Consider the following 22,340-nt stretch of genomic DNA (forward strand, 5'->3'; position numbering starts at 1 on the left):
AAGAAATGATAACCTTAAGACAGTAATAACGGCGCTTAATAAGCTAATTAAGGCGGAACTGCTAAAGTTTGACTCGGTTTCGCTCAGCTACGCACTTTACTTTTTAGGGCGTTACCACCGTCCGCTAAATGCACTTTTGAGTAGTTCGGCTTTGAGCGTGAAGGAAAAATTCACGGCTTCACTCCATCAGAATATAAAAGAGAAGTGAAAATGGAAAATATGAGGCATTATATATTTTGATTTTATGAAAAATGACGTTTTATTTTACCTACACTCAACACATTACTAATGGCTTTACTACTATGAACTCAGCGTTAAAGAATACAATGCGAACATTTATACATTCGGTCTCTGTTATGTGTGCTGCGCTGTTACTGACAAGTTGTGTGAGTTGGATTGCACCAACTGTTAAATCTGAGTTGATAGCGCTTCAAGCGGGCGAATATCAGCTAGACAGTCAACATGCTGCATTAATATTTAAAATCCAACATTTAGGGTTATCAACCTATGTAGGGCGTTTTAATAAATTTGATGCACAACTCAACTTTGATCCTAATAATATGACTGCCGCGTCATTAAACGCAGTGGTGGATATTAGCTCTATTGATATTAATAATGCTGACTTAGCAGAAACCTTACAAAATGACACTTGGTTTAACAGTGAGCGTTTTGCGCAGGCATCATTTACTAGCAACACTGTTACAGTTATATCTGATAACAGTTTTAATTTCTCAGGTGATTTAACTCTTAGAGGTGTTACCAAACCTGTGACGTTTAAAGCCACATTTCACGGTGGAGCAGACAACTGGATGACAGGAAAATACACCATTGGTTTTAGCGCGGTAGGTCAAATCAAACGTTCTGACTTTGGCATGGACAGTTATATACCGATTGTTGGGGATCAAATTGACTTAGAAGTTTATGCGGAATTTCTTAATGTTGGTAAGCAATAAGAAGTAAGTAGATAGCTACTAAATCGTCAATGAGTGAAATTTGCAGATAGAATATAATCCCTGAATGACCGCTAGGGCACATATCAGTTAACCGGATTGCGGTGAGCATCTAAAACTATATGGAATTAAGCAAATAAAAATAATTCTCAATTTTATGCGATTATTAATTGCGAACCGTTTACGTTTAGATTAATATACAAGCTCGAATGTAATTGAGAGTGGTTTGTATTCATGTATATCTGTTTATGTCACGGTGTGACAGATAAAAAAATTGAACAAACAATCGACGAAGGCGCGACTACAATGCGCGAGCTTTCTAAAGAGCTTAAAGTCGGTAGCCAGTGCGGCAAATGCTGCGGCTGTACTAAAAAGATCCTCAACCGTAAGCTTATTCAAATTGCTGATATTACTGAGCAAGTGGCGTAGCTATTGCTTATTGGTAATCGTTTAAACTCAGTGACATTTATCTGTATTATAAAAACTAAAAAAGCAGCCTAAGCTGCTTTTTTGGTATTAACCAAACGTTACATTTGCGACTGCAGGTAGTTTTCAATACCGGTGCTTTTAATTAACTGTTGTTGCGTTTCTAGCCAGTCAATTTGCTCTTCTTGCTCAGATAAAATGTTATCGAGCGCTTCGCGGCTAATATAATCTTTTTTACTTTCAGCAAGTTTGATCGCATCTTTTAGATCAACCAATGAATCTAGTTCAAAACTCATGTTGCAGGCAATCATTTCTTCGCTGTTTTCGCCAATGCGTAAACGGCCAAGATCTTGAAGATTAGGTAAGCCTTCTAAAAATAAAATACGCTCAATTAAACGGTCAGCGTTTTTCATTTTTTGAATCGAGGTTTTGTAATCGGCTTTGTCTAATGCGCTAAAACCAAAATCTTTAAACATACGGGCATGCAAAAAATATTGGTTAATGGCTACTAATTCATTTGCCAGTATTTTATTTAATGCAACAAGAACGTCTTTATCGCCTTTCATAATTTAGCTCCTATTCGCCCATTTGTGATTGGTGATAGTTTTGGCTACCAATTTTATCAATCAAACCAAGTTGTTGTTCAAGCCAGTAAACGTGATCTTCTTCGGTATCGAATAATAGCTTTTCAAGGATCTCACGTGACTGATAGTCTTTTTCTTGCTCACAGACTGCAATTACTTCTTTAACACACTCAACGACTTCAAGCTCTAGGGTTAAGTCATTTTGCATCATTGATTTAACATCATGACCAATAATTAGATCACGACGTTTGGTCATGTTCGGTACGCCTTCGAGGAATAAAATACGCTTAATTAACCAATCAGCGTGATCTTTTTCTTCTTCCATTTCATGATTAAGGCGTACATAAAGTTTATCTAAACCCCAATCATCGTACATACGTGAGTGGATGAAATATTGATCGATTGCTGCAAGTTCATTTGCAAGCAATGTGTTAAAGCTGTCGATAACTTTTTGATTACCTTTCATAACGGCCTACCTTGAAATTCATAATTGCGACAAGTTTAGTGTAAAACCACAAAATTGCAAGTATTTTCCTTTTAAATCATATGGTTAATATTGCGTGTGATTCTCGTTTAAGTTTGCATTGTTGGTTGCTTTATGAACAGATTGCTATTTATATTTAAGGTTAAAGGTTAAATTAAGAAAGGCTCGTTCATTGCACAGCGCAATGAACGAGTTTAATGATGCTTAAAATTTATATTTAACGCCAACAGTTGCTGTTGTTCCTAAACCTTTGATGTTATAGCCGCCGAATGTATATGACTGAGCGCGGGCTGGAAAGTAATCTTCGTTAAATAAGTTTTCAATACCTGCAAACCCTTGCCAGTTATCAGCAAATTGGTATTGGCCAGTTAAGTTAAAAATATTATAACTTTCGACAGGGCCCTGATCGCCCACATATTTGCCATCGTCATTTGCTGCAAAGCGTTTTCTATCGCCGACATACAGGTAACTTAATGTTAGAGACATAGCATCACTGGGTTGCCAGTTTAGGTTAGCTGTCGCTTTTGGTGGGCTGATCTGTTTAGAACCTAAATAAACATCTGCTTCGGTGTTTTTACCTTCAACATAGCTATACGTTGCCAGTAATTTTAGGTTTGCAGAAATTGTATAATCTACCAGTGTTTCGTAGCCCCAAATTTCCTGTGGTGCTCGTACTGGTTCATATACGCCGGTCACTTCATTAAATTTATTGGTTGTGCCAAGTTCAGAGGTACTACGATAGGCGGCAACTTCAATACGTACATTATCAAATTGTGAATTAAAACCAATTTCATAGTTGTCGATGATCGAGGCTTCAGTTTGGATCTGTCCAATATCGTTTACCGTGGCAGCACGCAACAAACGGCCAATGTCTGAAATATCGGAGCCTTGTGAGTAGCTTAAAAATGGGCTGAATTTTTCATCAAGGTTGTACTTAATACCAACATTATAGGTTGTCGCATCGTAATCTATAGTGTCGCCTTTAACGTTAATAGGTACTGAGCACTGAGTTGGCGTTTTACATAGTTTAAGTGTGCGGTAGTCGTCTACCGTTAAATCAATGCTTTCTTTGCGAACACCGGCTTTGACAATAAGGTCATCAGCAATCACCCATTTGGTTTGTAAAAAGCCAGCAACACTTTGCATATCCATCTCTGGAACCCAGATACGGCCATCAACAAGTGGCTGCGAAGTCACATCGGTTAATGCATCGATACCATAAATAAATGAGGCTTCGATAGAATCAAAATCTATTAGGGTATTAAATGTTGCGCGTGCGCCTTTTTTCTCTGATCTTATAATTGACTGGCCGCCGTCATAATTTTCGTCTTGATTAGCAAGATTGGGGGAGAAGAAAAACACGTTTTCTATATCTTGCATATAAAGATCTAAGGTCATTTGGGTGTTATCAAATAGCGCGTAGTCTATGTACTTTAGGGTGATATTTTCGTTGCCTTCGGGGCCTTGTGGTTTACCTTGTTTTTGTAATTCAGGTGGTACATGGATTGCGTAGGTTTTTTCGCCTAAGCTGATATCGCCAGCAACATCGCCAAGGTCAGTTTTTTGCTGCGAACTGAAGTAGTTATAACTAAATTGTAGCTGTTTTTCGTCATCAAAATCATAGCCCAATTTAGTAAAGTAGTTTTGTGTAACTGCGTCAGATAAACCATATTGTAAACCGAGTATGTCACCCTGGGCATCGCGTTGTACGCCATTTTCTTCATAGCTGGCAGTAACTAAATAGCTAAATTTGTCAGCACGGCCATTAATGGCTGCTGATAGCCTTGCACCGGCACTTTCCTCAAGTTTTACCGCACTAAAGCGACTCGATAAACTTATTTCACCTTCGGTTTTACCATCACTTTTTGCTTGTTTAGTGATGTAATTAATAATACCGCCTGATGCACCGTTCCCGTAAATAGAGGTGGCACCTTTGATCACCTCAATGCGGCCGATAGCACTTGGGTCGAGGCTCTTTATACCTAAAGAGCCATTACGCAGTGGGGTTGATTGCGGCACGCCGTCAATAATTATAAGTGGTGCGCGACCACGCAGCGTTTGCCCGGTATTACTCGAACTACCTGTATCAGGGGCAAGGCCCGGCACCATTTGCGCAAGTAAGCTTTGTAGCTCTGGATTTACTTTTAAATGCTCCTCGATTTGCTGTTGATTGATAATAGTAATTGATGCGGGAACCTCATCAATGCTTTCAAAAACACGGCTACCAGAGACAACCACACGCTCCATTTGCGTATCGGTTATTTGGTTTTTATTGATTGCTTCATCGGCAAAAGTGGCAGTGCTTACAGCGAGGGCTAATAAAGTGAAAGAGGTTTTAAACATGAAGATCCTTTACGACTATGTAATTATGAGATATTGCTGTTTTTATTGGCGCAATAATAAGTGTAAAGAAGTGTAAAGGCAAGGGTATTGATAGTTATTATCAATTGCATTTTGTTTTTTTGCTATTCAAAAAAGTTAAACATCAGCATTATGCTTGCAAAAAATGCTAACCAAAGCGGCGCACTTGCTTGATATTTTCCGACATTAAAAAGTTGATAACAAAAGCCAATAAGCAGTAGTAGCTCAATAAGTAACTGGAGCGGAAAACCCACAAAGGCATAAATGAGTCCTATCACTGATAGAAAGCTATTATCTGATGGTTTGCTCAAGGTGCCAGTAAAAAACTCGGCTGCTATAAAAAAGCACAAGTGGTTGATTATAAATAATAATAGAACACTTTTCATAGCTCTCGTCCTTAAGCTTTTTTCCTGATACGCTAATAAGTGATTAATTTAATGTAATTGGTACGATTAATTTTAGGAGCTAAAATAGGAAAAATAAAGCAACATCACTTGTTTAAAGTATGAGTTGCTACAAGGCAAAAAGTACATTTACATCGAGTCAGGAACGGCAGTTATTTGAAAGGTAAGGGTGGCATGAGTTGATCTGACAGTGTTACTGGTGGTGTGAACTTAAAGTTATTGTTCAACATCACCAGTGCGAGCTGATTTATTAAAACGTTATAATGCTGGGTTATCTATAATGGCGCTTATACCAAAAGTAACCCCCGCTGATAGTAAAAAAGCAGGCAGTAGTGCAACCAATAGCCATAACATTTGCACCAAAAAACCGGCAAAATCGCCAATATGAAATTTGTATTTAAAATTCCACGCGCGAGTTGTGAGGTTGGCCTTTGAGGCATCGTAAGATTGCAGGACTTGACCGGTGTATTGATCGGCCCATACCCAACTATAAGCATGACTTTCATCAGGGTTTCTTACTCTAAGTGCAACTGGGTCGCTGGCTTTTTTAGGTAAATAGATACGAAATAATTCTGCCTTAGGAAATACAGCTAATGCGTTTTGTATAGCCACTGCAAAATTATCGCCATTGATTATATTTGGCACCTCGAGTTCCGGCGCTTTAGGGCGTGCCTCTACATTATTTTGTGTTACAAACTCAAGCACTGCTTTGGTCTCGTCTTTCCAGTGAAATGCCATACCAGTAAAGGCAATTAAAATAAGAGGGATAAACAGATACATGCCAATCACTGTATGGAGTTGGTAAAGCAAAATACGTAATTTAGCCTTGGGTTTTATCACTAAACGTTTTAGGCGATTTTTAGGTTTAAGCCACATGTATACGCCAACGAATATATTGATAATAAAAATTAACGCACAGATAGAGACCCAATTGCGCAGCGGCTTTTTGCCATCTGCATCTTGGTATAATAGCCAACGATGAACGGCCATGGTAAAGCCATATACTGTACTGTAATAATCATATTTGAGCAGTACTTGTCCGGTATATGGGTTAACGCTGATATAGTTTTTATCAGCAAGCTGGGCTTGCCATGCAACAGTGGGCTGCTGCTCTGGCATAAGTAAAGTGACATTTTGTTTGGAGTGAATAGCCAGCGTATTGATAAGCACCGGATAGGCCAGTGGTGTTGATTGCGGGGTTACTGTCCAATATTGCGGGTTAATGATTTGCTGAATGTCTTTTGCGTAAATTAAAATAGCGCCGGTGATGCTTAAACAGATCAAAAACAGCCCACTAACTAATGTCAGTATTAAATGAGTACGGCGTAACCACAGCTTTAACAACACAGATATCCTATGATATTTATAAAAATAAAGATGCGATGATAAATGAGAACGCGAGCTGTTTTCAATAAAAATCCGATTAAATGCAATTATGAGTTCGCATCATGGTTTGTTATTGTGGCTGTTTATATTCAATAATACATTGCTCAATAGCAAATTCATGGTGTAAATAGTCTTTAATTGCGTCAATATCAAGTGGCTGAGTAGCTATGATCACCAGTTCACAACAGGTCGTTTTCTCATCAATTTGCCAGGCTTTAATGCTGTGTACTTGGCTAATTGTAAAGTGCTTTTGTAACGCATTAGTGATTGCTTCACGATTAAAGTTATTGGGCGCAGCTTGCATAAGAATTTTGCAACTTTCAATCAGTAGTAATACCCCGTGATAAATTACATATGCCGAAATGAATACTGTGGCAATCAAATCAACAATATACCATTGATAGAGAATAATTAAGGTACCAGCCACAATTACCACGATCGAGGCCATAGCATCAGACACATTATGAATAAATGCAGCGCGAATATTCATGCTATTTTTTGCCCCCGCACGAAAGGTCAACACCGCCGTCGCAACATCAATTACTAGTGCTAATGCTGCCACCCACACTACAATCCAGCCATCGATTGGGGTTGGGTTAAAATAGCTGTCAATGGCTTCTAGTATTAAAAATCCACCAATAATGATTAAGGTGCTGCTGTTTAACAATGTGGCTAAAATTTCTGCACGTTTATAACCAAAATGATAGTGCTCGTTAGCGGGTTTATTACCAATTCTACGGGCGATTAATGCGATAAAAATAGCCGCTGCATCACTGAGATTATGCAATGCATCGGCAATTAAAGACAGACTGCCAGAGATAAGACCGCCAACAACTTGGGCAATAGTAAGTAGCACATTGATAAAAACAGCGAAGCCTAGCTGGCGATCACTTTGGTCGTCATTGTGATGACTATGAGAATGTTGATGAGCCATATTCAGTATTGCCTAAGTTGTTATTATATTGATACTACAATACTAAATGAGCATTGCTGAATTAGCCAGCGGCATAAAGTTGGCATCTGTCGCGAGCGGTTAAGCACTTCTCAGTAACGAAAAGATGTGTTAAGTTAGCTTGGAAATCGTTCAAAGGATATATTGCTTGAAGCAATTAGTGTTGTTTATTTTAGCGTTTGTACTACTTCAGCCTGTGCTGGATAGTTTTGACGTGGCTGATCATAACACTGCTATTAATGTAACCTCGCAATTATTACATCAACAAAGTCAATTAGACGAACACTGCTCTGTCAATAACGATCATGATATTCACCAACTGCAACATCAGCAATTAAGCCAAGCCTTAGCTGATAACGCCGATGATGCGCATTGTCATGTATGTCATATCCCTGCATTTTTTACTGAGCCGTGGCAGCAGCATGTCAATTTACCAAGCTACGACATTATTAGTTTGAACGCCCCTGTATTTAATTCGCGTCTGCTTATTCCTGATCTACGCCCTCCAATTACTCACTCACTAAGTTAATTTTTAGCTGGCCAATATTATGGTCACCGATTTATTTAGTAAGAGTATATGTTATGAATTTATACAAACCATTTGGGTTTGCTTGTCTGTGTGCGACTGTATTAGCTGCACCATCCGCATTGGCTACGCCAACGCATAATACCGGCGATTTAACCTGGTTGTTGTCGCAATTAAAACAACACCCAAATTTACAGGCTGATTTTCAGCAGCTGCAAAGTGCCACTGCATCTGTGCGAGCCGCAGGGCAATCTCTATATAATCCAAACCTTGAGTCGAGTATTGAAAAAGAAGGCGATGCTAATAATTTTAGTATTGGGCTGAGCCAAACATTTGATATTAATGATCAACAACAGGCACAACACAGTGCGGCGCTACTTACACTGGTTGCACAGCAGCAGCGTTTGCAATTAACATATTTACAATTAGTTGAACAAACCCTGATTGCGCTTATCAATTGGCGCAGTAGTAAAGCAGCTTTTCAGTTAGCGCAACAGCAAGAGCAGCAATTAGAGCGTTTAGTTACCGTGGTTAAGCGCCGTCGAGCGGCCGGAGAAGTCGGGTTGCTGGATGAACAATTAGCGTTGTACTCACTATCAGAAATTTTGAATCAAACCGCCCAACAAGCCAGTGCTTATGCAGATGCTAAATTAGCTGTGCAGGCACTGTTACCAACGTGGCACGAAGATGGGCAGCTGACACCTGAACAGTTACTCAGTGGTATTAAACTCACTACAGATACTGAAAATGTGGTCCAACATCCACAACTTTTGCTGGTGAAATCACAATGGCAACAACAGCGTCAGCAAGTAAAGGTGATCAAAGCAGAACGAGCCGTCAAACCAACCATTGGGCTTGTAGCAGGTAAAAATGGTGATGATAACCTTGTCTCTGTGAGTTTTTCTATGCCGCTGAATATAGTGAATAATTTTAGCGATGAATACCAAGCCGCTGAATTTACGGTGATGTCAAAAGAAGCCGAATATCAAGCTTTAAAGCGCACTATGACGTTTCAAGCACAAGCCAGTAAAGAGGTGATGCAAGCGTACGCTCAGCGCGTTAAGCGTTGGCAGTCGATTAACCAAGCAAATGCAGATAGCAGCCTTGCGTTGATAGAGCAACAATGGCAAAGCGGTGATATCAGTACCGCTGAGTACTTAACCATGCGCCAACAGCGTATTTCAGGATTACTTGCTGGCATTGAAATTGTTCAGCAGAGCCAACTGGCGAGTGTGAATTGGTTAACGCAAAGTGGTCAACTTAGCCATTATATTTCTACCTTTACGGATCCCTAACTGATGGAGCTGCACTATGACGCGCTTAAAAATTATTCTTTCTGCTCTGCTATTTATTTTTAGCAATTTAGGGCAGGCAACCACTGTTGCACAACAAAAGTTTGATGATACAAAAACAGGTCATCAACACAGTGAAGAAGCACCGCACGCTCATACACCAGATGCAGCCCTTGATCATAGTGCTACCACAGCAGTACAACCGAGTGAGAATGTTGCACATGATCAAGCCGGCGGGGTACGTTTAACCCCGACACAAATGCGTTTAGCAAATGTGCAGATCAGCCCATTAGAAAAGCACACTTATCAAGCGCAGTTGTATGCCCCTGGTGAAATCAAAGCTAATGGTTATAGCAGTTATGTGTTGTCGCCACGAGTAGATTCAATTGTGGTGAAACGTCACGCAACCTTAGGACAACATATTCAAGTAGGCGCACCGTTAGTGACTTTATTTAGTGCCGAGGTCGCCAGTGCACAAACCACTTATCGATTAGCTAAAGCACAGTGGCAGCGGGTGCAAAAAATGGGCAAAGGTACGGTGAGCGAAAAACGCTTACTCACAGCCAAGGCAGAATATGAAGTGGCTCACAGTCAACTTGTGGCGTTTGGTTTATCGGCTAAAGCAATTGCGCAAAGTGCGGTCAGCCCAGCCGATAAACTGGGGGAGTACACATTATTCGCTGGTACGTCAGGGGCTGTGCTCAGTGATAATTTTGCACAAGGGCAGCGGGTCGATGCGGGAATTGAACTGATGCTGATTGCTGATGAAAGTCTACTATGGGTTGAAGCGCAATTGTCGGCAAATCAAACCATTAATATTGATACAGGCACAATAGCGCAAGTGAAAGTGAATCAATTCACATACCCAGCCAAGGTGATCCAAGAAGCACACACTATAGATCAGATCACTCGTTCACGGATTGTGCGTTTAAGTGTACAAAACAGCCAGCATCAATTACACCCAGGGATGTTTAGTGACGTGTATTTTGAATTTTCAACTGAGCAACAAGTGTTGGCAGTACCAGAGCAAGCTCTACTTAGGAACCCAGATGGTGATTGGGCGGTATATGTGCAAGATGAAGACGGTGAACTTATAGCAACTGAAATTGAACGTGGCCGACGGTTTGGTCAGCTTCGTGAAATTAAAGGATTAGCTGAGGGCACTAAAGTCGTTACTCAAGGAGCATTTTTTGTCGCATCAGAACAAGCTAAAGGCGGTTTTGATCCGCACAACCATTAGGAGCTAACACTATGTTTAATAATATAATAGATAGTGCGATTGCTAATCGACTACTGGTTTTGCTGACTCTTTGTGTATTCATTGTCACCAGTGTTGTGGTGATCCCAAAACTCAACCTTGATGCTTTTCCAGATGTTACCAATGTGCAAGTGGCTGTTAATACCGAAGCACCAGGTTTGGCTGCCGTTGAAGTTGAGCAGCTGATCACTTACCCAATTGAAGCGGTCATGTATGCATTACCTGATGTAGAGCAAGTTCGTTCGATTTCTAAAACGGGGCTTTCTGGTGTTACCGTGGTGTTTAAAGAAGGGGTGGATATCTATTTTGCCCGCCAACTGGTATTTGAGCGTTTGCAAGCAGCGAAAGAACTGATCCCGGACGGGATTGGCTTGCCAGAAATGGGCCCGAATACGTCAGGGCTCGGGCAGGTTTACCAATACTTATTAGCGGCATCACCTGAGTCTGGCTTGGATAGTATGGCGCTGCGCAGCTTAAACGATTGGATTGTGAAGTTACTCATCTTACCCGTTGATGGGGTTACCGAAGTACTGTCGTTCGGTGGTGATGTGCGTCAATACCAAGTAAATCTTAATCCAAATAAGTTATTGGCTTATCAGCTCGAGCAACAACAAGTGGTAACTGCACTGGAAGAAAACAACACCAATGTAGGTGGCTGGTATATGAACCGCGGCCAAGAGCAGTTAGTTATTCGTGGAACAGGTTGGTTTAATGCCGGCACACTAGGGCTGCAAGAAATAGCACAAACACCATTGAAAACCATCAATGGCAAAGTGATCACCATTGCCGATGTGGCAGAGGTGACGCTTGGCAGTGAAATTCGCCAAGGTGCCGCTACGATGAGTAAAAAAGATGGTCAAGGTAATGTGCAATCATTAGGTGAAGTGGTGACAGGGGTGGTATTAAAACGCATTGGTGCAAATACCAAGCAAACCATTGATGGTATTAGCGCGCGGATTGCGATGATCAATCAAGCACTACCAGAGGGGGTGACGTTTGAACCGTTATATGACCAAGCTGATTTGATCACCAAAGCGGTTGATACTGTGGTAGATGCCTTGCTATTAGCGTTTGTATTTATTGTGGTTGTGCTGGCGTTGTTTTTAATGAATTTACGCGCCACATTATTGGTTTTATTGTCTATACCAATCTCCATTAGTATGGCTTTATGTGTCATGTCGTGGTTAGGGCTATCGGCTAATTTGATGTCACTCGGTGGTATTGCTGTGGCAATTGGTATGCTGGTGGATGGCTCGGTGGTTATGGTGGAAAATATTTTTCGTCACTTAACTAACAATACTCATGCTGATCACTCACCGGCTAAATTGATTACTGTGGCGGCTAAAGAAGTTGCCAGGCCGGTATTTTTTGCTGCACTAATTATTTTAGTCGTGTTTATGCCGCTGTTTAGTTTTGAAGGTGTAGAAGCTAAATTATTCCAGCCAATGGCTATAAGTATCATGTTAGCCATTATTTCTGCTGTGATTGTTGCGCTAGTAATCGTGCCAGCAATGGCAGTGTATTTATTTTCTAAAGGTGTCATAGTTAGGCGCAGTGTATTACTTGAGCCGTTAGATAAAACTTATCAAATATGTTTACGCTGGGCAATGGACGCACGTAAAACGGTGATCTCGCTGGCGGGAATATTAGTGGTGATTGCTGGTATCTTATTGCCGCAACTAGGCACTGAGTTTGTGCCAGAGCTTGAAGAAGGCACTATTAACTTACGGGTAACACTGGCACCTTCGGCAAGCTTGGATACAGCATTAATGGTCGCTCCTAAGTTGGAAGCGATATTATTGGCCTTTCCTGAAGTTGAGTATGCACTTAGCCGAATTGGTCGCCCAGAAGTCGGGGGGATCCAGAGCCAGTTAATAATATTGAAATTTACTTAGGTTTAAAGCCGGTGAGTGAATGGCAATCAGCTGCTAATCGTGCACAACTGCAAGTGTTAATGGAACAAAAATTAGCGCAGTTTCCTGGTTTATTGTTTAACTTTTCACAGCCGATAGCCACGCGGGTGGATGAGCTACTATCAGGGGTGAAAGCGCAACTAGCGATTAAGCTGTTTGGTGCTGATTTAGATGTGTTAGTCGCTAAAGGGCAGCAAATTGAGCAAGCTGTAAAAAGTGTTGCTGGCGCTAAAGATGTGGCAATGGAACAAATTGCTGGTGAAGCACAATTAGTGATCAAACCGAACCGCTTAGCACTTTCTCGCTATGGTTTATCTGTGGGTGATTTAATGTCGATAGTGCAAGATGGCATTGGCGGCACTGCGGCAGGGCAAATTATTAATGCCAATGAGCGGTATGATATTTATGTGCGCATTGGTGCAGAGTTTCGTGACAGCCCAGAAGCCATTGCAGACCTACGTTTATCCTCACCGACAGGTGCCGTGGTTAGGGTTGGGGATGTCGCAACGGTTAATATTGAATCTGGTCCGCCACAAGTACGCCGTGATGACGTTCAGCGCCGAGTAGTGATCCAAGCCAATGTACAAGGGCGCGATATGGGCTCAGTCGTCGCGGATATTCGCCTTGCCATAGCTGAGCAAGTTGATTTACCCGCAGGTTATGGTGTGAATATCGGCGGTCAATTTGAAAACCAACAACGGGCGCAGCAACGTTTATCTATCGTGGTGCCTATTTCGCTGGCTTTGATTGCATTACTTTTGTATTTTGCATTTGGCTCAATAGGCCAAGCATTGCTGATTTTAGTCAATGTGCCGTTAGCAGTTATTGGTGGTGTGGTTGCAATTTACGTATCAGGGCAATATTTATCAGTGCCAAGCTCTGTGGGTTTTATTACCTTGTTTGGGGTGGCAGTGCTTAACGGCGTGGTGATGGTTGAGAGTATTAATAATCGCGTTAAAGCGGGAGATAGTCTACAAAGCGCGGCATTTAATGGCGCACTATCTCGGCTGCGACCGGTACTAATGACGGCGTTAACCTCAGCGCTTGGTTTGATACCCATGTTGATATCAACAGGCATCGGCGCTGAAATTCAAAAACCATTAGCAACGGTTATTGTTGGCGGATTATTTACCGCAACCTTTCTTACTTTATTTGTATTGCCGGTACTCTACGCTCAATTTAGTCAGCAGTTTTATCGTGTCAATGGGAATAAAAACTAGCTCTACTAGTAGTACCTTACACAAGGCGCATAAACTTGCGTCTTGTGTTATTTAGTGCATTAATATATGTAAGTAAGTGTCTAAAACAATAAAAAGTTGATTATGGAAATACAATGCTGAATAGCCTGTTAAAAAATAAAAGCCAATCTATACGGACGAAACTGATTGTTACTTTTATTGTCATTGCGCTAGCGCCATTGTGTTTACTGTCGTGGTTTAGTTTACAACATGTTATTGATTCTCTGGAGCAAAGTGCTGAGGTGCAACTAGTTGAATTGAGTAGTATAGGTAAGCAATTTGCTGATATTTGGTTTGCAGATCATATTAAAGATTTGTACCTGTTAAATGATCAACTCAGCCATAAGCAGTTGGATAAACAATCACTAATCAACGAATTTGTTGCGCGCTATGACTTTGTAAATGACATTGATATTATTATTGACCCTCTTAATCGTACTAATTTAGTTAATAATGCTGCATTCTCTGAGTTAGATAGCGAACAGCTAAACGCTATGCTTACCGATTTAGAGCGAGGCGCAGCGAGTGTATTTATCTCAACGCAAGCAAAGCCGCAACGACACTTTGTGGTGTTGTCAGTAACCAATACCCAACAGATATTAAACTCTATTATTTTGGTTGAGGTTAATTTTCAAGGGTTGCTCGAAAACTTAGCTCATGTTCATGAAAATAATGAAGAGTTGACCTTTCATATTATCAAAAGTGGCGTTGTACAAGATGCAACGCACACCTCACTTTCTGAGATGTTAAGTAAGCATTTAGCAAAGTTTGATCATGTCTTTACTTATCATAAAAGTGATAACACCAAGCACTACGCGATACTTACACAATTAAACTTTGCTAGTGCAACTGATTGGCAACTACTGGTGGAAAAGCCTGCGGTGGTTATGCTCAAAGGCGCCACTACTTATAAAAAAGCGGCGATGTTAGTTAATATTATTGCTTTATTAGTCATTCTGGTGCTGTCGTGGTGGTTCGCTCGGCGGCTATCACGGCCACTTATTTCGCTTGCTAGGGCATCGACTGAGATTAGCAATGGTTCGCGAAGCCGCATACCTATTTTAGCGGATAGCAGTGAACTGCAGCAGTTGTCGATTGACCTCGATCATCTGGTTAGTAGTAAATTACAGCAGCAATCAAGGTTGCAAATGCAAAGTGAAGCACTGCAATTAGCACTTAAGCAACTAGCGGAACAAAAAAGCGCACTTGATGAACATGCAATTGTTGCAGTGACCGATATCAAGGGCACGATCACCTTTGTTAATAAGAAATTTTGTGAGATCAGCGGTTACTGCGAAAGTGAATTGTTAGGAAAAAATCACCGTATTTTAAACTCCGGACTCACCCTAAAGATTTTTTTAAAGGCATGTATAAAACCTTAATCGCAGGCAATGTATGGCATGACCAAATCTGTAATCGAGCAAAAAATGGTGACTTTTATTGGGTCGATACCACCGTAGCGCCTTTTTTAGATGAGCATGGGCAACCGCAAAGTTATATTGCTATACGCACAGACATTACCGCATTGAAATTACAAGAATTTGAACTCGAACAGCATAAAACACAATTGCAATTAGTGCTGGACAGCACTGCAGTAGGGATCTGGGACTGGTATGTAGATACCGGCAAAGCATATTTTAATAACCGCTGGGCGAGTATTATCGGCTATAAATTAGAAGAACTACAACCAACCGATTTTAATACATGGAACAAATATACTCATCCAGATGATCTTGTTACTTCAGGGCAGCTTTTAGAACAGCATTTTGCGGGTGAGAGCGATTATTATGTCTGCGAAGTTCGTATGTTGCATCGTCTCGGACATTGGGTGTGGGTACTGACCACAGGACGTATCGTTGAGCGCAATAGTGATGGCTCTGCAAAACGAATGATAGGTACTCATCTTGATATTACAGAGCGAAAAGAAACAGAAGCACAATTGCAATTGAGTCGCGACCGATTTGTGTCTCTGGTTGGCAATATTCCAGGTATTGTGTATCGATGTAAATACGATGCCCAATGGAGCATGCTCTATCTGAGTGAACAAACAAAAGTTATTACCGGCTATGAACCAAGTGATTTAGTTGATAATCATAAGCTGAGCTTCATTGAATTAATTCACCCGGATGATGTCTCAAGCGTGGCAGAGAAAGTGAGAGTCGATGTTGATGCTCGTCAGCCATGGTCATTAGAATACCGTTTGGTCGCTTCTGACGGCAGTATTCATTGGGTACATGAAAAAGGTCAAGCAGTGTATGATCAGGCTGGCAAAGTATTGTATTTAGATGGTTTTATTCATGATATAACCGAACGTTATCATACTCAATCAACACTTTATCGCCAACAAAGTTTACTTGAAGCAATGAGTAAACAAGGCCAAATTGGTGCCTGGGAAGTGGATTTAGAAGCACAGACTATGTATTGGTCCGATGAAGTCAAAGCAATTCATGAAGTCGCTGATGACTACCAGCCAGTAATAGGGCAAGCTCTTGATTTTTATAAGCAAGGTGAACATCGTGATAAAATTAGCGAACTGTTTGAAGATGCTGTTCTTAATGGTAACAGCTGGGAAATTGAGTTAATCCTTGTCACAGCGTTAGGCAATGAAAGGTGGGTTAAGTCGATAGGCCAAGTTGAATTTAAAAATGAACGTTGCGTGCGTGTGTATGGTTCATTTCAAAATATTGATACTTATAAACATCTCGAATTAGAGAGTAAAAAAGCCAACCAATATAATAAAAACCTAGCGAGTTTAACCGTCTCACCTGAGTTATTGGCAGGTAATTTCGATGTAGTAAAAAATTTAGTGACGCAGTCAATGTGTGAAGTACTTGATGTGCAACGCTCAGCAGTGTGGGTGTTTGATGAAGCTAGCGATGAAATGACGTGCGTGAGTTTATTTATCGATGATCAAGGTTTTGTTGAGCAGCCTTTAGTGCTTAAAGCGAGTCAATTTCCCGCTTATTTCAAAGCAATATTTGCACAAGGTTTAGTGGCAATTAATGATGTTAATAGCCATCCTGCAACCGCCGAATTGATTGACACTTACACAACACCATTAAATATTAATTCGATGCTCGATGCCGTTATATCTACCGGTGAGGGTATATTAGGAGTGCTATGTGCGGAAAGTGTCGGTAGCTATCGCTGTTGGAGCCAAAATGAAGAAACCTATTTACGCTCTTTAGCGACATTAGTGGGCAGCGTGTTAATGTCGCAAAGGCGGAAGCAAACCGCCCAAGAGCTGAAAATTGCATTAGTCAAAGCCAATGCTGCTGCAACAGCAAAAAGTCAATTTTTAGCAACCATGAGTCATGAAATCCGTACCCCAATGAATGGGGTGTTGGGTATGCTTGAGCTGATCGAACTTGAAGCGTTGACCAAGCCGGTGCGAACGAAAGTCGCGATAGCAAAAAATAGCGCGCATTCTTTATTGTCGGTGATCAATGATATTTTAGATTTTTCGAAAGTTGAAGCCGGTAAAATCGAGCTAGAAAGTATCAACTTCAATGTCTGTAATTTACTCGGAGAGGTGGCGGAATCTCAAGCCCTTGCGGCGCAAGATAAAGATATCGAAATCATTATTGATTTAGTGGCTGTGACACCGGTGCAATTTAAAGGCGATCCAGGGCGTATTCGCCAAGTGCTGACCAATTTACTGAGTAACGCTGTTAAGTTTACTGCGCAAGGTGAAGTAGTGATCCGCGCATCAGTAACTCCTATTGAACAACAATATCAGCTCAGTATTAGTGTAAAAGACTCTGGCATCGGAATTGATCTAACCAAGCAAAAAGATTTATTCAGCCCTTTTTCACAAGTTGATGCGTCGACTACGCGCGAATATGGCGGTACTGGCTTAGGTTTAGCAATTTGTATGCAGCTGTGTGAGCTGATGGGCGGAACTGTCACTTTAACCAGCGAAGTTGGCCAAGGCTGTGAATTCACAGCGACGATTATGCTACAAGAGGGGAGCGAAACCGAACGCAGTATACCGACCATAGATCTGACCAAGCTCACTATATTGGTGGTTGATGATAACGAAACCAACCGGATTGTGATAAGCCAACAGCTTGCTCATTGGGGAGCTAAAGTAGAGCTTGCATGTAATGCAAGGCAGGCGCTTGAGCTGTGTGAAAAGCGTATAGCTGCTCAACAGAGTTTATATGATATAGCGTTATTAGACATGCAAATGCCAGAAATGGATGGCTTAGCGCTGTGTCGAAAATTAAAAGCTGATGATGATTTTAAAGCTATGCCATTAGTAATGATGACCAGTATTGCGGGGATGGAAGGCGCGCAGCGGTTTAATGATGCTGGATTTCAAGCGTACTTTCCAAAACCGATTACCACTGCTGATTTGATTTCAACAATAGCAGTGATCGCTGATGAACAGTGTTCGACAGACTTACCTTTAGTGACATCAAGTTATATATCCTCACTGCGTAGTGATCAGCATAGAGCAAATAGCCATATTTTATTGGTTGAAGACAATCCGATTAACCAGCAAGTATCTAAACTAATGTTAAGTAAACTGAATTTTACCGTAACGCTAGCGGAGAATGGTCAGCAAGCTCTTGATATTTTAGCGAAAGTACCTGCAGAACACTTTAATTTAGTGCTCATGGACTGCCAAATGCCGGTGATGGATGGATTTGACGCTACTCGCGCAATTCGTGCCGGTGAGGCGGGTGCTAAACATCAACAGATCACGATTATTGCACTCACAGCCAATGCAATGGATGAAGACAAACAGTTGTGTTTAGCATCTGGAATGGATGACTACTTGGCTAAACCGATTCAACTACAAATATTAAAAGATAAACTAGATCAGTATTAAACAATGCAGTAATAAATAAGAGAGCTTATGACAGACCAAAAAACGATTACCTTAAGAGATGCGCAGCCTTCGGATGCTGCTACTATTTTGCATTTTATTACCGAATTGGCAATTTATGAAAAAGAGCCCGATGCAGTTAAAACCGATGAACAGGCGATTTTAAAAACCCTGTTTAGTGAAGGTGCAACAGCGCATAGTTTAATTTGTTTTGAAGGCGATACGCCAATTGGCTTTGCGGTGTACTTTTACAATTACTCGACTTGGCTTGGCAAGAATGGCCTGTACCTTGAAGACTTATATGTTAGCCCAGATAGCCGAGGTAATGGTGCGGGTAAATTGATTATGCAACATTTGGCACGCCAAGCTATCGCAAAAGATTGTGGCCGTTTTGAATGGGTGGTACTTGACTGGAATCAACCTGCGATCGATTTTTACAATAGTATGGGGGCAGAGCCACAAAATGAGTGGATCATTTATCGACTTACAGGACAAGCATTAATTGATTTTGCCGAAAAATAAAAATACGCAAATATAAATAAAAATCATTTGCATTAAGTTGTTTGGCTGTGTAAATTAATCACATCATTTAATTTTGTGCAGGTGATTTTTATGTCACACCCACAGTTTCACAGCAGTAATAAATTGTCTCAGGTTGAGCAAGTATTAAGTCCTTGGCAAGCCAACATTATTGCTGGAAATACAGCGTTTGAACGCGGTGCTTTAATTGAAGCTCGCGATAAATACACGACAGCACACACCCTCGCAGCTCGTTTATTAAGCCAATTTAGCCAAGCAAAAATATGCCAGTCAGTTATTAGCGCAATTGAACATTGCTGCCCCGCACTCGTTGTTGCCGCTCATAATTTAGCGGATACATATCGAGCGATGAATCAAGCAGAGCAAGCGTGTCAGTGTTTGTGTGATGTGCATATAAGTTTAAGTCATTTGCTCCAGCATCCATGCGATACGGTGCGTACAGTGGTTGTGCACCATCATCACAAAACCTACACAGAGTTAGTACAGTTTGCCAAATTGCACAGTCATTACCCGCAATTAATAGAACAAATCAATCAGACGTTAAGTTACACCCCAGATCAAAGTGCCACTGTGCATTGATCACTTATTCTTAATCCGACAAGGAACAATTATGGCGTTTACATTACCCCCATTACCATATGAGTACGATGCGTTAGAGCCACATTTAGATGCTAAAACTATGGAGATCCACCATACTTTGCATCATCAAACATATATCAATAAAGCCAATGCGGCACTTGAAAATACCCAGTATAGCGATACTGATGTACATGAGTTACTCGTAAAGATTGACATGTTGCCAACTGAGCTGCAAAAAGTAGTGCAAGAGCATGGTGGCGGACATGCAAACCATTCATTGTTTTGGACAGTAATGAGCCCCAATGGTGGGGGTCAGCCAAAAGGGAGTTTATTAGATGCGATCATAGAGCAGCTTGGCAGCTTTGATAACTTTAAAGAGGCATTTACAGCAGCAGCTGTTAGTCGCTTCGGCAGTGGCTGGGCGTGGCTAAGTGTTAATAAAGATAACCAGCTTGTGGTGGAAAGTAGTTTAAATCAAGACAGTCCATTAATGCACGGCAACACGCCGATTTTAGGTTTAGATGTGTGGGAGCACGCCTATTATCTGAAATACCAAAACCGCCGCCCGGAGTATATCTCAGCATTTTATAATGTTATTAATTGGGCTGAAGTTGAGCGTCGTTATTTAGCTGCTACCAGTAAATCAATCAGCGAATAAAGGTTGAGTGCCGAAAATGGCTAGTAAACTGTGTTTTTTCACGTACTCTATTAGCAGATGTATAGTTAAGAGCACCTTATGGATACTAGCCATTGGCAACTTGCCAGACAAAGCCGCGACCATCGTTTTGATGGACTCTTTTTCATCGGTGTTAAAAGCACCGGTATTTATTGTCGGCCAATTTGTCCTGCCCCTACTGCAAAAGAGCAAAACGTAGAATACTTTCAATATGCCCATAATGCTGCCCAGGCTGGATTTCGCCCGTGCATTCGTTGTCGCCCAGATAGCGCCCCTGGAAGTAGCGCATGGCAAGGAACAAAAACCACAGCGCTGCGAGCCAAACATCTGATAGACAGTGACTTAACAACACAACAAAGCTGTGAACGGTTAGCTGAGCGACTAGGCGTGAGTAGCCGCTATTTAAGGCAGTTATTTCAGCAACATTTTGGTATCTCAGTAACTCAATATCGGTTATTTAATCAATGCCATTTCGCTAAAAAATTATTACAAGAAACAAGCCTGTCGGTATCCCAAGTTGCTTTTGCAGCGGGCTTTAATAGTATTCGTCGCTTTAATGATGCTTTTTTACAGCAGTTACATATTTGCCCGTCAAAAATGCGTGGTGAGCGTAGTAAATCACGTGCGATGTTGACGCTTAAATTACCTTTTCGGCCCCCTTATAATTGGGCTGCGTTACAGCAATTTTTAGCTAAGCGGTTAATTTCACCTCTTGAGTGGCTTGGTGAGACATATTATGGTCGCAGCTTTAAAAACCAGCATTGCCAAGGCCAGTTTACGGCTGAGTTTGTAGAGCACAAACATCATTTTTTAGTCAGCATTGATATTGATCAGCCACGCTTTTTACAGCCTATTTTAAGTGAAATTCGCAGGGTGCTCGATTTAGATGCCGATACTGCGCAAATCGAACAACACCTAACAACTCAACTTCAAGGGGCAATTGTGTTAACCCAAGGGCTGCGGTTACCAGGTATTTGGTCGGTATTTGAGGCTGGTATTCGTGCGGTACTTGGCCAACAAGTCAGTGTGACTGCCGCGCATAACTTAGTGACTCAGCTGGTGGATGAACTGGGCGAACAAGATGGCGAGCGAGTGTATTTTCCAACCCCTGAGGTAGTGGCAAACAGTGAGCTGGCATTTTTTAAAAATGCCTCAAGCGAGAAAGAATGCGCTGCGTAATTTAGCGCAATTCTGCGCCGATAACCCTGATTGTCAACAGCTTGATCAATGGCTGCCACTCAAAGGGATTGGACCTTGGACAGTAAACTATGCAAAATTACGCGGCCAAAGTCAGCCCGATATTTTATTAGCAGGAGATTTAGGTGTAAAGAAAGCACAGGCGGGGGCAAAACCATTTAATGATGAGATGTGCGCGCCATTTCGCTCCTATTTAACCTTTCAACTATGGCAGCAGCTAACATGACTATTATTCAAACCCGAATACCCAGCCCAATTGATGAGATTATTATTCAAGGTAACCAACACGGAGTGAGTTATGTGGGCTTTTATCCAGTTATAGAGTGCTCAGAAACCCCATTTTCAGAGGTTGAGCAGCCACATATTTTAAATTGTGCTGCGCAGCTTAATGACTACTTTACAGGCAAGCGAACAACCTTTGATGTCACTCTAGCCACCCATGGTACTGCTTTTCAACAAGCGGTATGGCAAGCGCTCACCGCGGTGCCATTTGGACAAACACAGAGTTATTCAGATATTGCTCATGCACTCAATAATCCAAAGGCAGTTCGCGCAGTGGGGGCTGCTAATGGTAAAAACCCAATCAGTATTATTGTGCCGTGTCACCGTATTATTGGTGCCAACGGTAAATTGACCGGCTATGCGGGTGGGCTAGAGCGCAAGCAGTGGTTACTTGAGCACGAAGGGTTGATTTAATCTTCAAAAAAGGGTCAATAGACTCCAGGAATTAGTTTTAGCAC

General features: G+C 41.4%; 16 protein-coding genes and 3 pseudogenes. 13 read left to right on the top strand and 6 right to left on the bottom strand.

Annotation, left to right across the window (positions count from 1 at the left end; genetic code table 11):
• The first annotated feature begins 326 nt into the window (after positions 1 to 326).
• A complete protein-coding gene (locus P4S61_RS20580; RefSeq protein WP_259397088.1) occupies positions 327 to 953 on the top strand; it encodes a YceI family protein in 627 nt (208 codons plus the stop codon).
• Between the two features lie 231 nt (positions 954 to 1,184).
• Positions 1,185 to 1,379, top strand: coding sequence for a (2Fe-2S)-binding protein (locus P4S61_RS20585; protein ID WP_145236256.1), 195 nt, complete (start codon positions 1,185 to 1,187; stop codon positions 1,377 to 1,379).
• A 98-nt stretch (positions 1,380 to 1,477) separates the two neighbouring features.
• On the opposite strand, the gene bfr (P4S61_RS20590) is transcribed toward P4S61_RS20585, so the two are convergent.
• The 6 genes and pseudogenes from bfr (P4S61_RS20590) to P4S61_RS20615 all read right to left on the bottom strand — a co-directional run bounded on the left by bfr (P4S61_RS20590) (position 1,478) and on the right by P4S61_RS20615 (position 7,529).
• Positions 1,478 to 1,942 (bottom strand): bacterioferritin, encoded by a 465-nt coding sequence (gene bfr / locus P4S61_RS20590; protein WP_145236253.1) that lies wholly within the window; start codon positions 1,940 to 1,942, stop codon positions 1,478 to 1,480.
• 10 nt (positions 1,943 to 1,952) lie between these two features.
• Positions 1,953 to 2,426: a bacterioferritin gene (gene bfr, locus P4S61_RS20595; protein ID WP_149980077.1), complete on the bottom strand. Its 474-nt coding sequence runs from the start codon at positions 2,424 to 2,426 to the stop codon at positions 1,953 to 1,955.
• 222 nt (positions 2,427 to 2,648) lie between these two features.
• Positions 2,649 to 4,787 (bottom strand): TonB-dependent receptor, encoded by a 2,139-nt coding sequence (locus tag P4S61_RS20600; RefSeq protein ID WP_337119112.1) that lies wholly within the window; start codon positions 4,785 to 4,787, stop codon positions 2,649 to 2,651.
• A gap of 122 nt (positions 4,788 to 4,909) precedes the next feature.
• Positions 4,910 to 5,191, bottom strand: coding sequence for a hypothetical protein (locus P4S61_RS20605; RefSeq protein WP_182730858.1), 282 nt, complete (start codon positions 5,189 to 5,191; stop codon positions 4,910 to 4,912).
• A 289-nt stretch (positions 5,192 to 5,480) separates the two neighbouring features.
• Positions 5,481 to 6,553, bottom strand: a pseudogene (locus P4S61_RS20610) (PepSY-associated TM helix domain-containing protein).
• Between the two features lie 112 nt (positions 6,554 to 6,665).
• Positions 6,666 to 7,529, bottom strand: a complete 864-nt coding sequence (locus tag P4S61_RS20615) for a cation diffusion facilitator family transporter (RefSeq protein ID WP_145236243.1) — start codon at positions 7,527 to 7,529, stop codon at positions 6,666 to 6,668.
• 166 nt (positions 7,530 to 7,695) lie between these two features.
• Here P4S61_RS20615 and P4S61_RS20620 point away from each other — a divergent pair, with 166 nt between their 5' ends.
• The 11 genes and pseudogenes from P4S61_RS20620 to P4S61_RS20670 all read left to right on the top strand — a co-directional run bounded on the left by P4S61_RS20620 (position 7,696) and on the right by P4S61_RS20670 (position 22,296).
• Positions 7,696 to 8,076, top strand: a complete 381-nt coding sequence (locus P4S61_RS20620) for a hypothetical protein (RefSeq protein ID WP_182758504.1) — start codon at positions 7,696 to 7,698, stop codon at positions 8,074 to 8,076.
• Positions 8,077 to 8,129: 53 nt separating this feature from the next.
• Positions 8,130 to 9,368: a TolC family protein gene (locus tag P4S61_RS20625; RefSeq protein ID WP_337119113.1), complete on the top strand. Its 1,239-nt coding sequence runs from the start codon at positions 8,130 to 8,132 to the stop codon at positions 9,366 to 9,368.
• Between the two features lie 16 nt (positions 9,369 to 9,384).
• On the top strand, positions 9,385 to 10,605 hold the full coding sequence (locus tag P4S61_RS20630) for an efflux RND transporter periplasmic adaptor subunit (protein WP_337119114.1): 1,221 nt from the start codon (positions 9,385 to 9,387) through the stop codon (positions 10,603 to 10,605).
• A gap of 11 nt (positions 10,606 to 10,616) precedes the next feature.
• Positions 10,617 to 12,518: an efflux RND transporter permease subunit gene (locus P4S61_RS23050; protein WP_442961608.1), complete on the top strand. Its 1,902-nt coding sequence runs from the start codon at positions 10,617 to 10,619 to the stop codon at positions 12,516 to 12,518.
• A gap of 11 nt (positions 12,519 to 12,529) precedes the next feature.
• The gene (locus tag P4S61_RS23055) at positions 12,530 to 13,756 is read left to right on the top strand and encodes an efflux RND transporter permease subunit (RefSeq protein ID WP_442961609.1); all 1,227 of its coding nucleotides are present in this window, start codon (positions 12,530 to 12,532) and stop codon (positions 13,754 to 13,756) included.
• Positions 13,757 to 13,869: 113 nt separating this feature from the next.
• Positions 13,870 to 18,611, top strand: a pseudogene (locus P4S61_RS20645) (PAS domain-containing protein).
• Between the two features lie 27 nt (positions 18,612 to 18,638).
• Positions 18,639 to 19,130, top strand: a complete 492-nt coding sequence (locus P4S61_RS20650) for a GNAT family N-acetyltransferase (protein ID WP_149980086.1) — start codon at positions 18,639 to 18,641, stop codon at positions 19,128 to 19,130.
• Between the two features lie 90 nt (positions 19,131 to 19,220).
• Complete coding sequence (locus tag P4S61_RS20655) at positions 19,221 to 19,727, top strand: hypothetical protein (RefSeq protein WP_337119117.1); 507 nt, start codon at positions 19,221 to 19,223, stop codon at positions 19,725 to 19,727.
• A 31-nt stretch (positions 19,728 to 19,758) separates the two neighbouring features.
• Complete coding sequence (locus P4S61_RS20660; protein WP_337119118.1) at positions 19,759 to 20,385, top strand: superoxide dismutase; 627 nt, start codon at positions 19,759 to 19,761, stop codon at positions 20,383 to 20,385.
• Between the two features lie 78 nt (positions 20,386 to 20,463).
• A pseudogene (locus P4S61_RS20665) lies at positions 20,464 to 21,826 on the top strand (DNA-3-methyladenine glycosylase 2 family protein).
• Positions 21,823 to 22,296, top strand: a complete 474-nt coding sequence (locus tag P4S61_RS20670) for a methylated-DNA--[protein]-cysteine S-methyltransferase (RefSeq protein ID WP_145236211.1) — start codon at positions 21,823 to 21,825, stop codon at positions 22,294 to 22,296. The pseudogene P4S61_RS20665 and the gene P4S61_RS20670 overlap by 4 nt, the downstream one beginning before the upstream one ends.
• The last annotated feature ends 44 nt before the right edge of the window (positions 22,297 to 22,340 follow it).

The sequence above is a fragment of the Pseudoalteromonas sp. B160 genome, assembly GCF_037162485.1.
Taxonomy (GTDB): Bacteria; Pseudomonadota; Gammaproteobacteria; order Enterobacterales; family Alteromonadaceae; genus Pseudoalteromonas; species Pseudoalteromonas rhizosphaerae.

What these genes read in the sequence shown, in the direction of transcription:
- P4S61_RS20605 (WP_182730858.1), bottom strand. Translation starts at nt 5,191, where the DNA reads ATGAAAAGTGTTCTATTATTATTTATAATCAACCACTTGTGCTTTTTT.
- P4S61_RS20615 (WP_145236243.1), bottom strand. Translation starts at nt 7,529, where the DNA reads ATGGCTCATCAACATTCTCATAGTCATCACAATGACGACCAAAGTGAT.
- P4S61_RS20630 (WP_337119114.1), top strand. Translation starts at nt 9,385, where the DNA reads ATGACGCGCTTAAAAATTATTCTTTCTGCTCTGCTATTTATTTTTAGC.
- P4S61_RS20655 (WP_337119117.1), top strand. Translation starts at nt 19,221, where the DNA reads ATGTCACACCCACAGTTTCACAGCAGTAATAAATTGTCTCAGGTTGAG.
- P4S61_RS20660 (WP_337119118.1), top strand. Translation starts at nt 19,759, where the DNA reads ATGGCGTTTACATTACCCCCATTACCATATGAGTACGATGCGTTAGAG.
- bfr (WP_149980077.1), bottom strand. Translation starts at nt 2,426, where the DNA reads ATGAAAGGTAATCAAAAAGTTATCGACAGCTTTAACACATTGCTTGCA.
- P4S61_RS23050 (WP_442961608.1), top strand. Translation starts at nt 10,617, where the DNA reads ATGTTTAATAATATAATAGATAGTGCGATTGCTAATCGACTACTGGTT.
- P4S61_RS20670 (WP_145236211.1), top strand. Translation starts at nt 21,823, where the DNA reads ATGACTATTATTCAAACCCGAATACCCAGCCCAATTGATGAGATTATT.
- bfr (WP_145236253.1), bottom strand. Translation starts at nt 1,942, where the DNA reads ATGAAAGGCGATAAAGACGTTCTTGTTGCATTAAATAAAATACTGGCA.
- P4S61_RS20600 (WP_337119112.1), bottom strand. Translation starts at nt 4,787, where the DNA reads ATGTTTAAAACCTCTTTCACTTTATTAGCCCTCGCTGTAAGCACTGCC.
- P4S61_RS20650 (WP_149980086.1), top strand. Translation starts at nt 18,639, where the DNA reads ATGACAGACCAAAAAACGATTACCTTAAGAGATGCGCAGCCTTCGGAT.
- P4S61_RS20625 (WP_337119113.1), top strand. Translation starts at nt 8,130, where the DNA reads ATGAATTTATACAAACCATTTGGGTTTGCTTGTCTGTGTGCGACTGTA.
- P4S61_RS20585 (WP_145236256.1), top strand. Translation starts at nt 1,185, where the DNA reads ATGTATATCTGTTTATGTCACGGTGTGACAGATAAAAAAATTGAACAA.
- P4S61_RS20580 (WP_259397088.1), top strand. Translation starts at nt 327, where the DNA reads ATGCGAACATTTATACATTCGGTCTCTGTTATGTGTGCTGCGCTGTTA.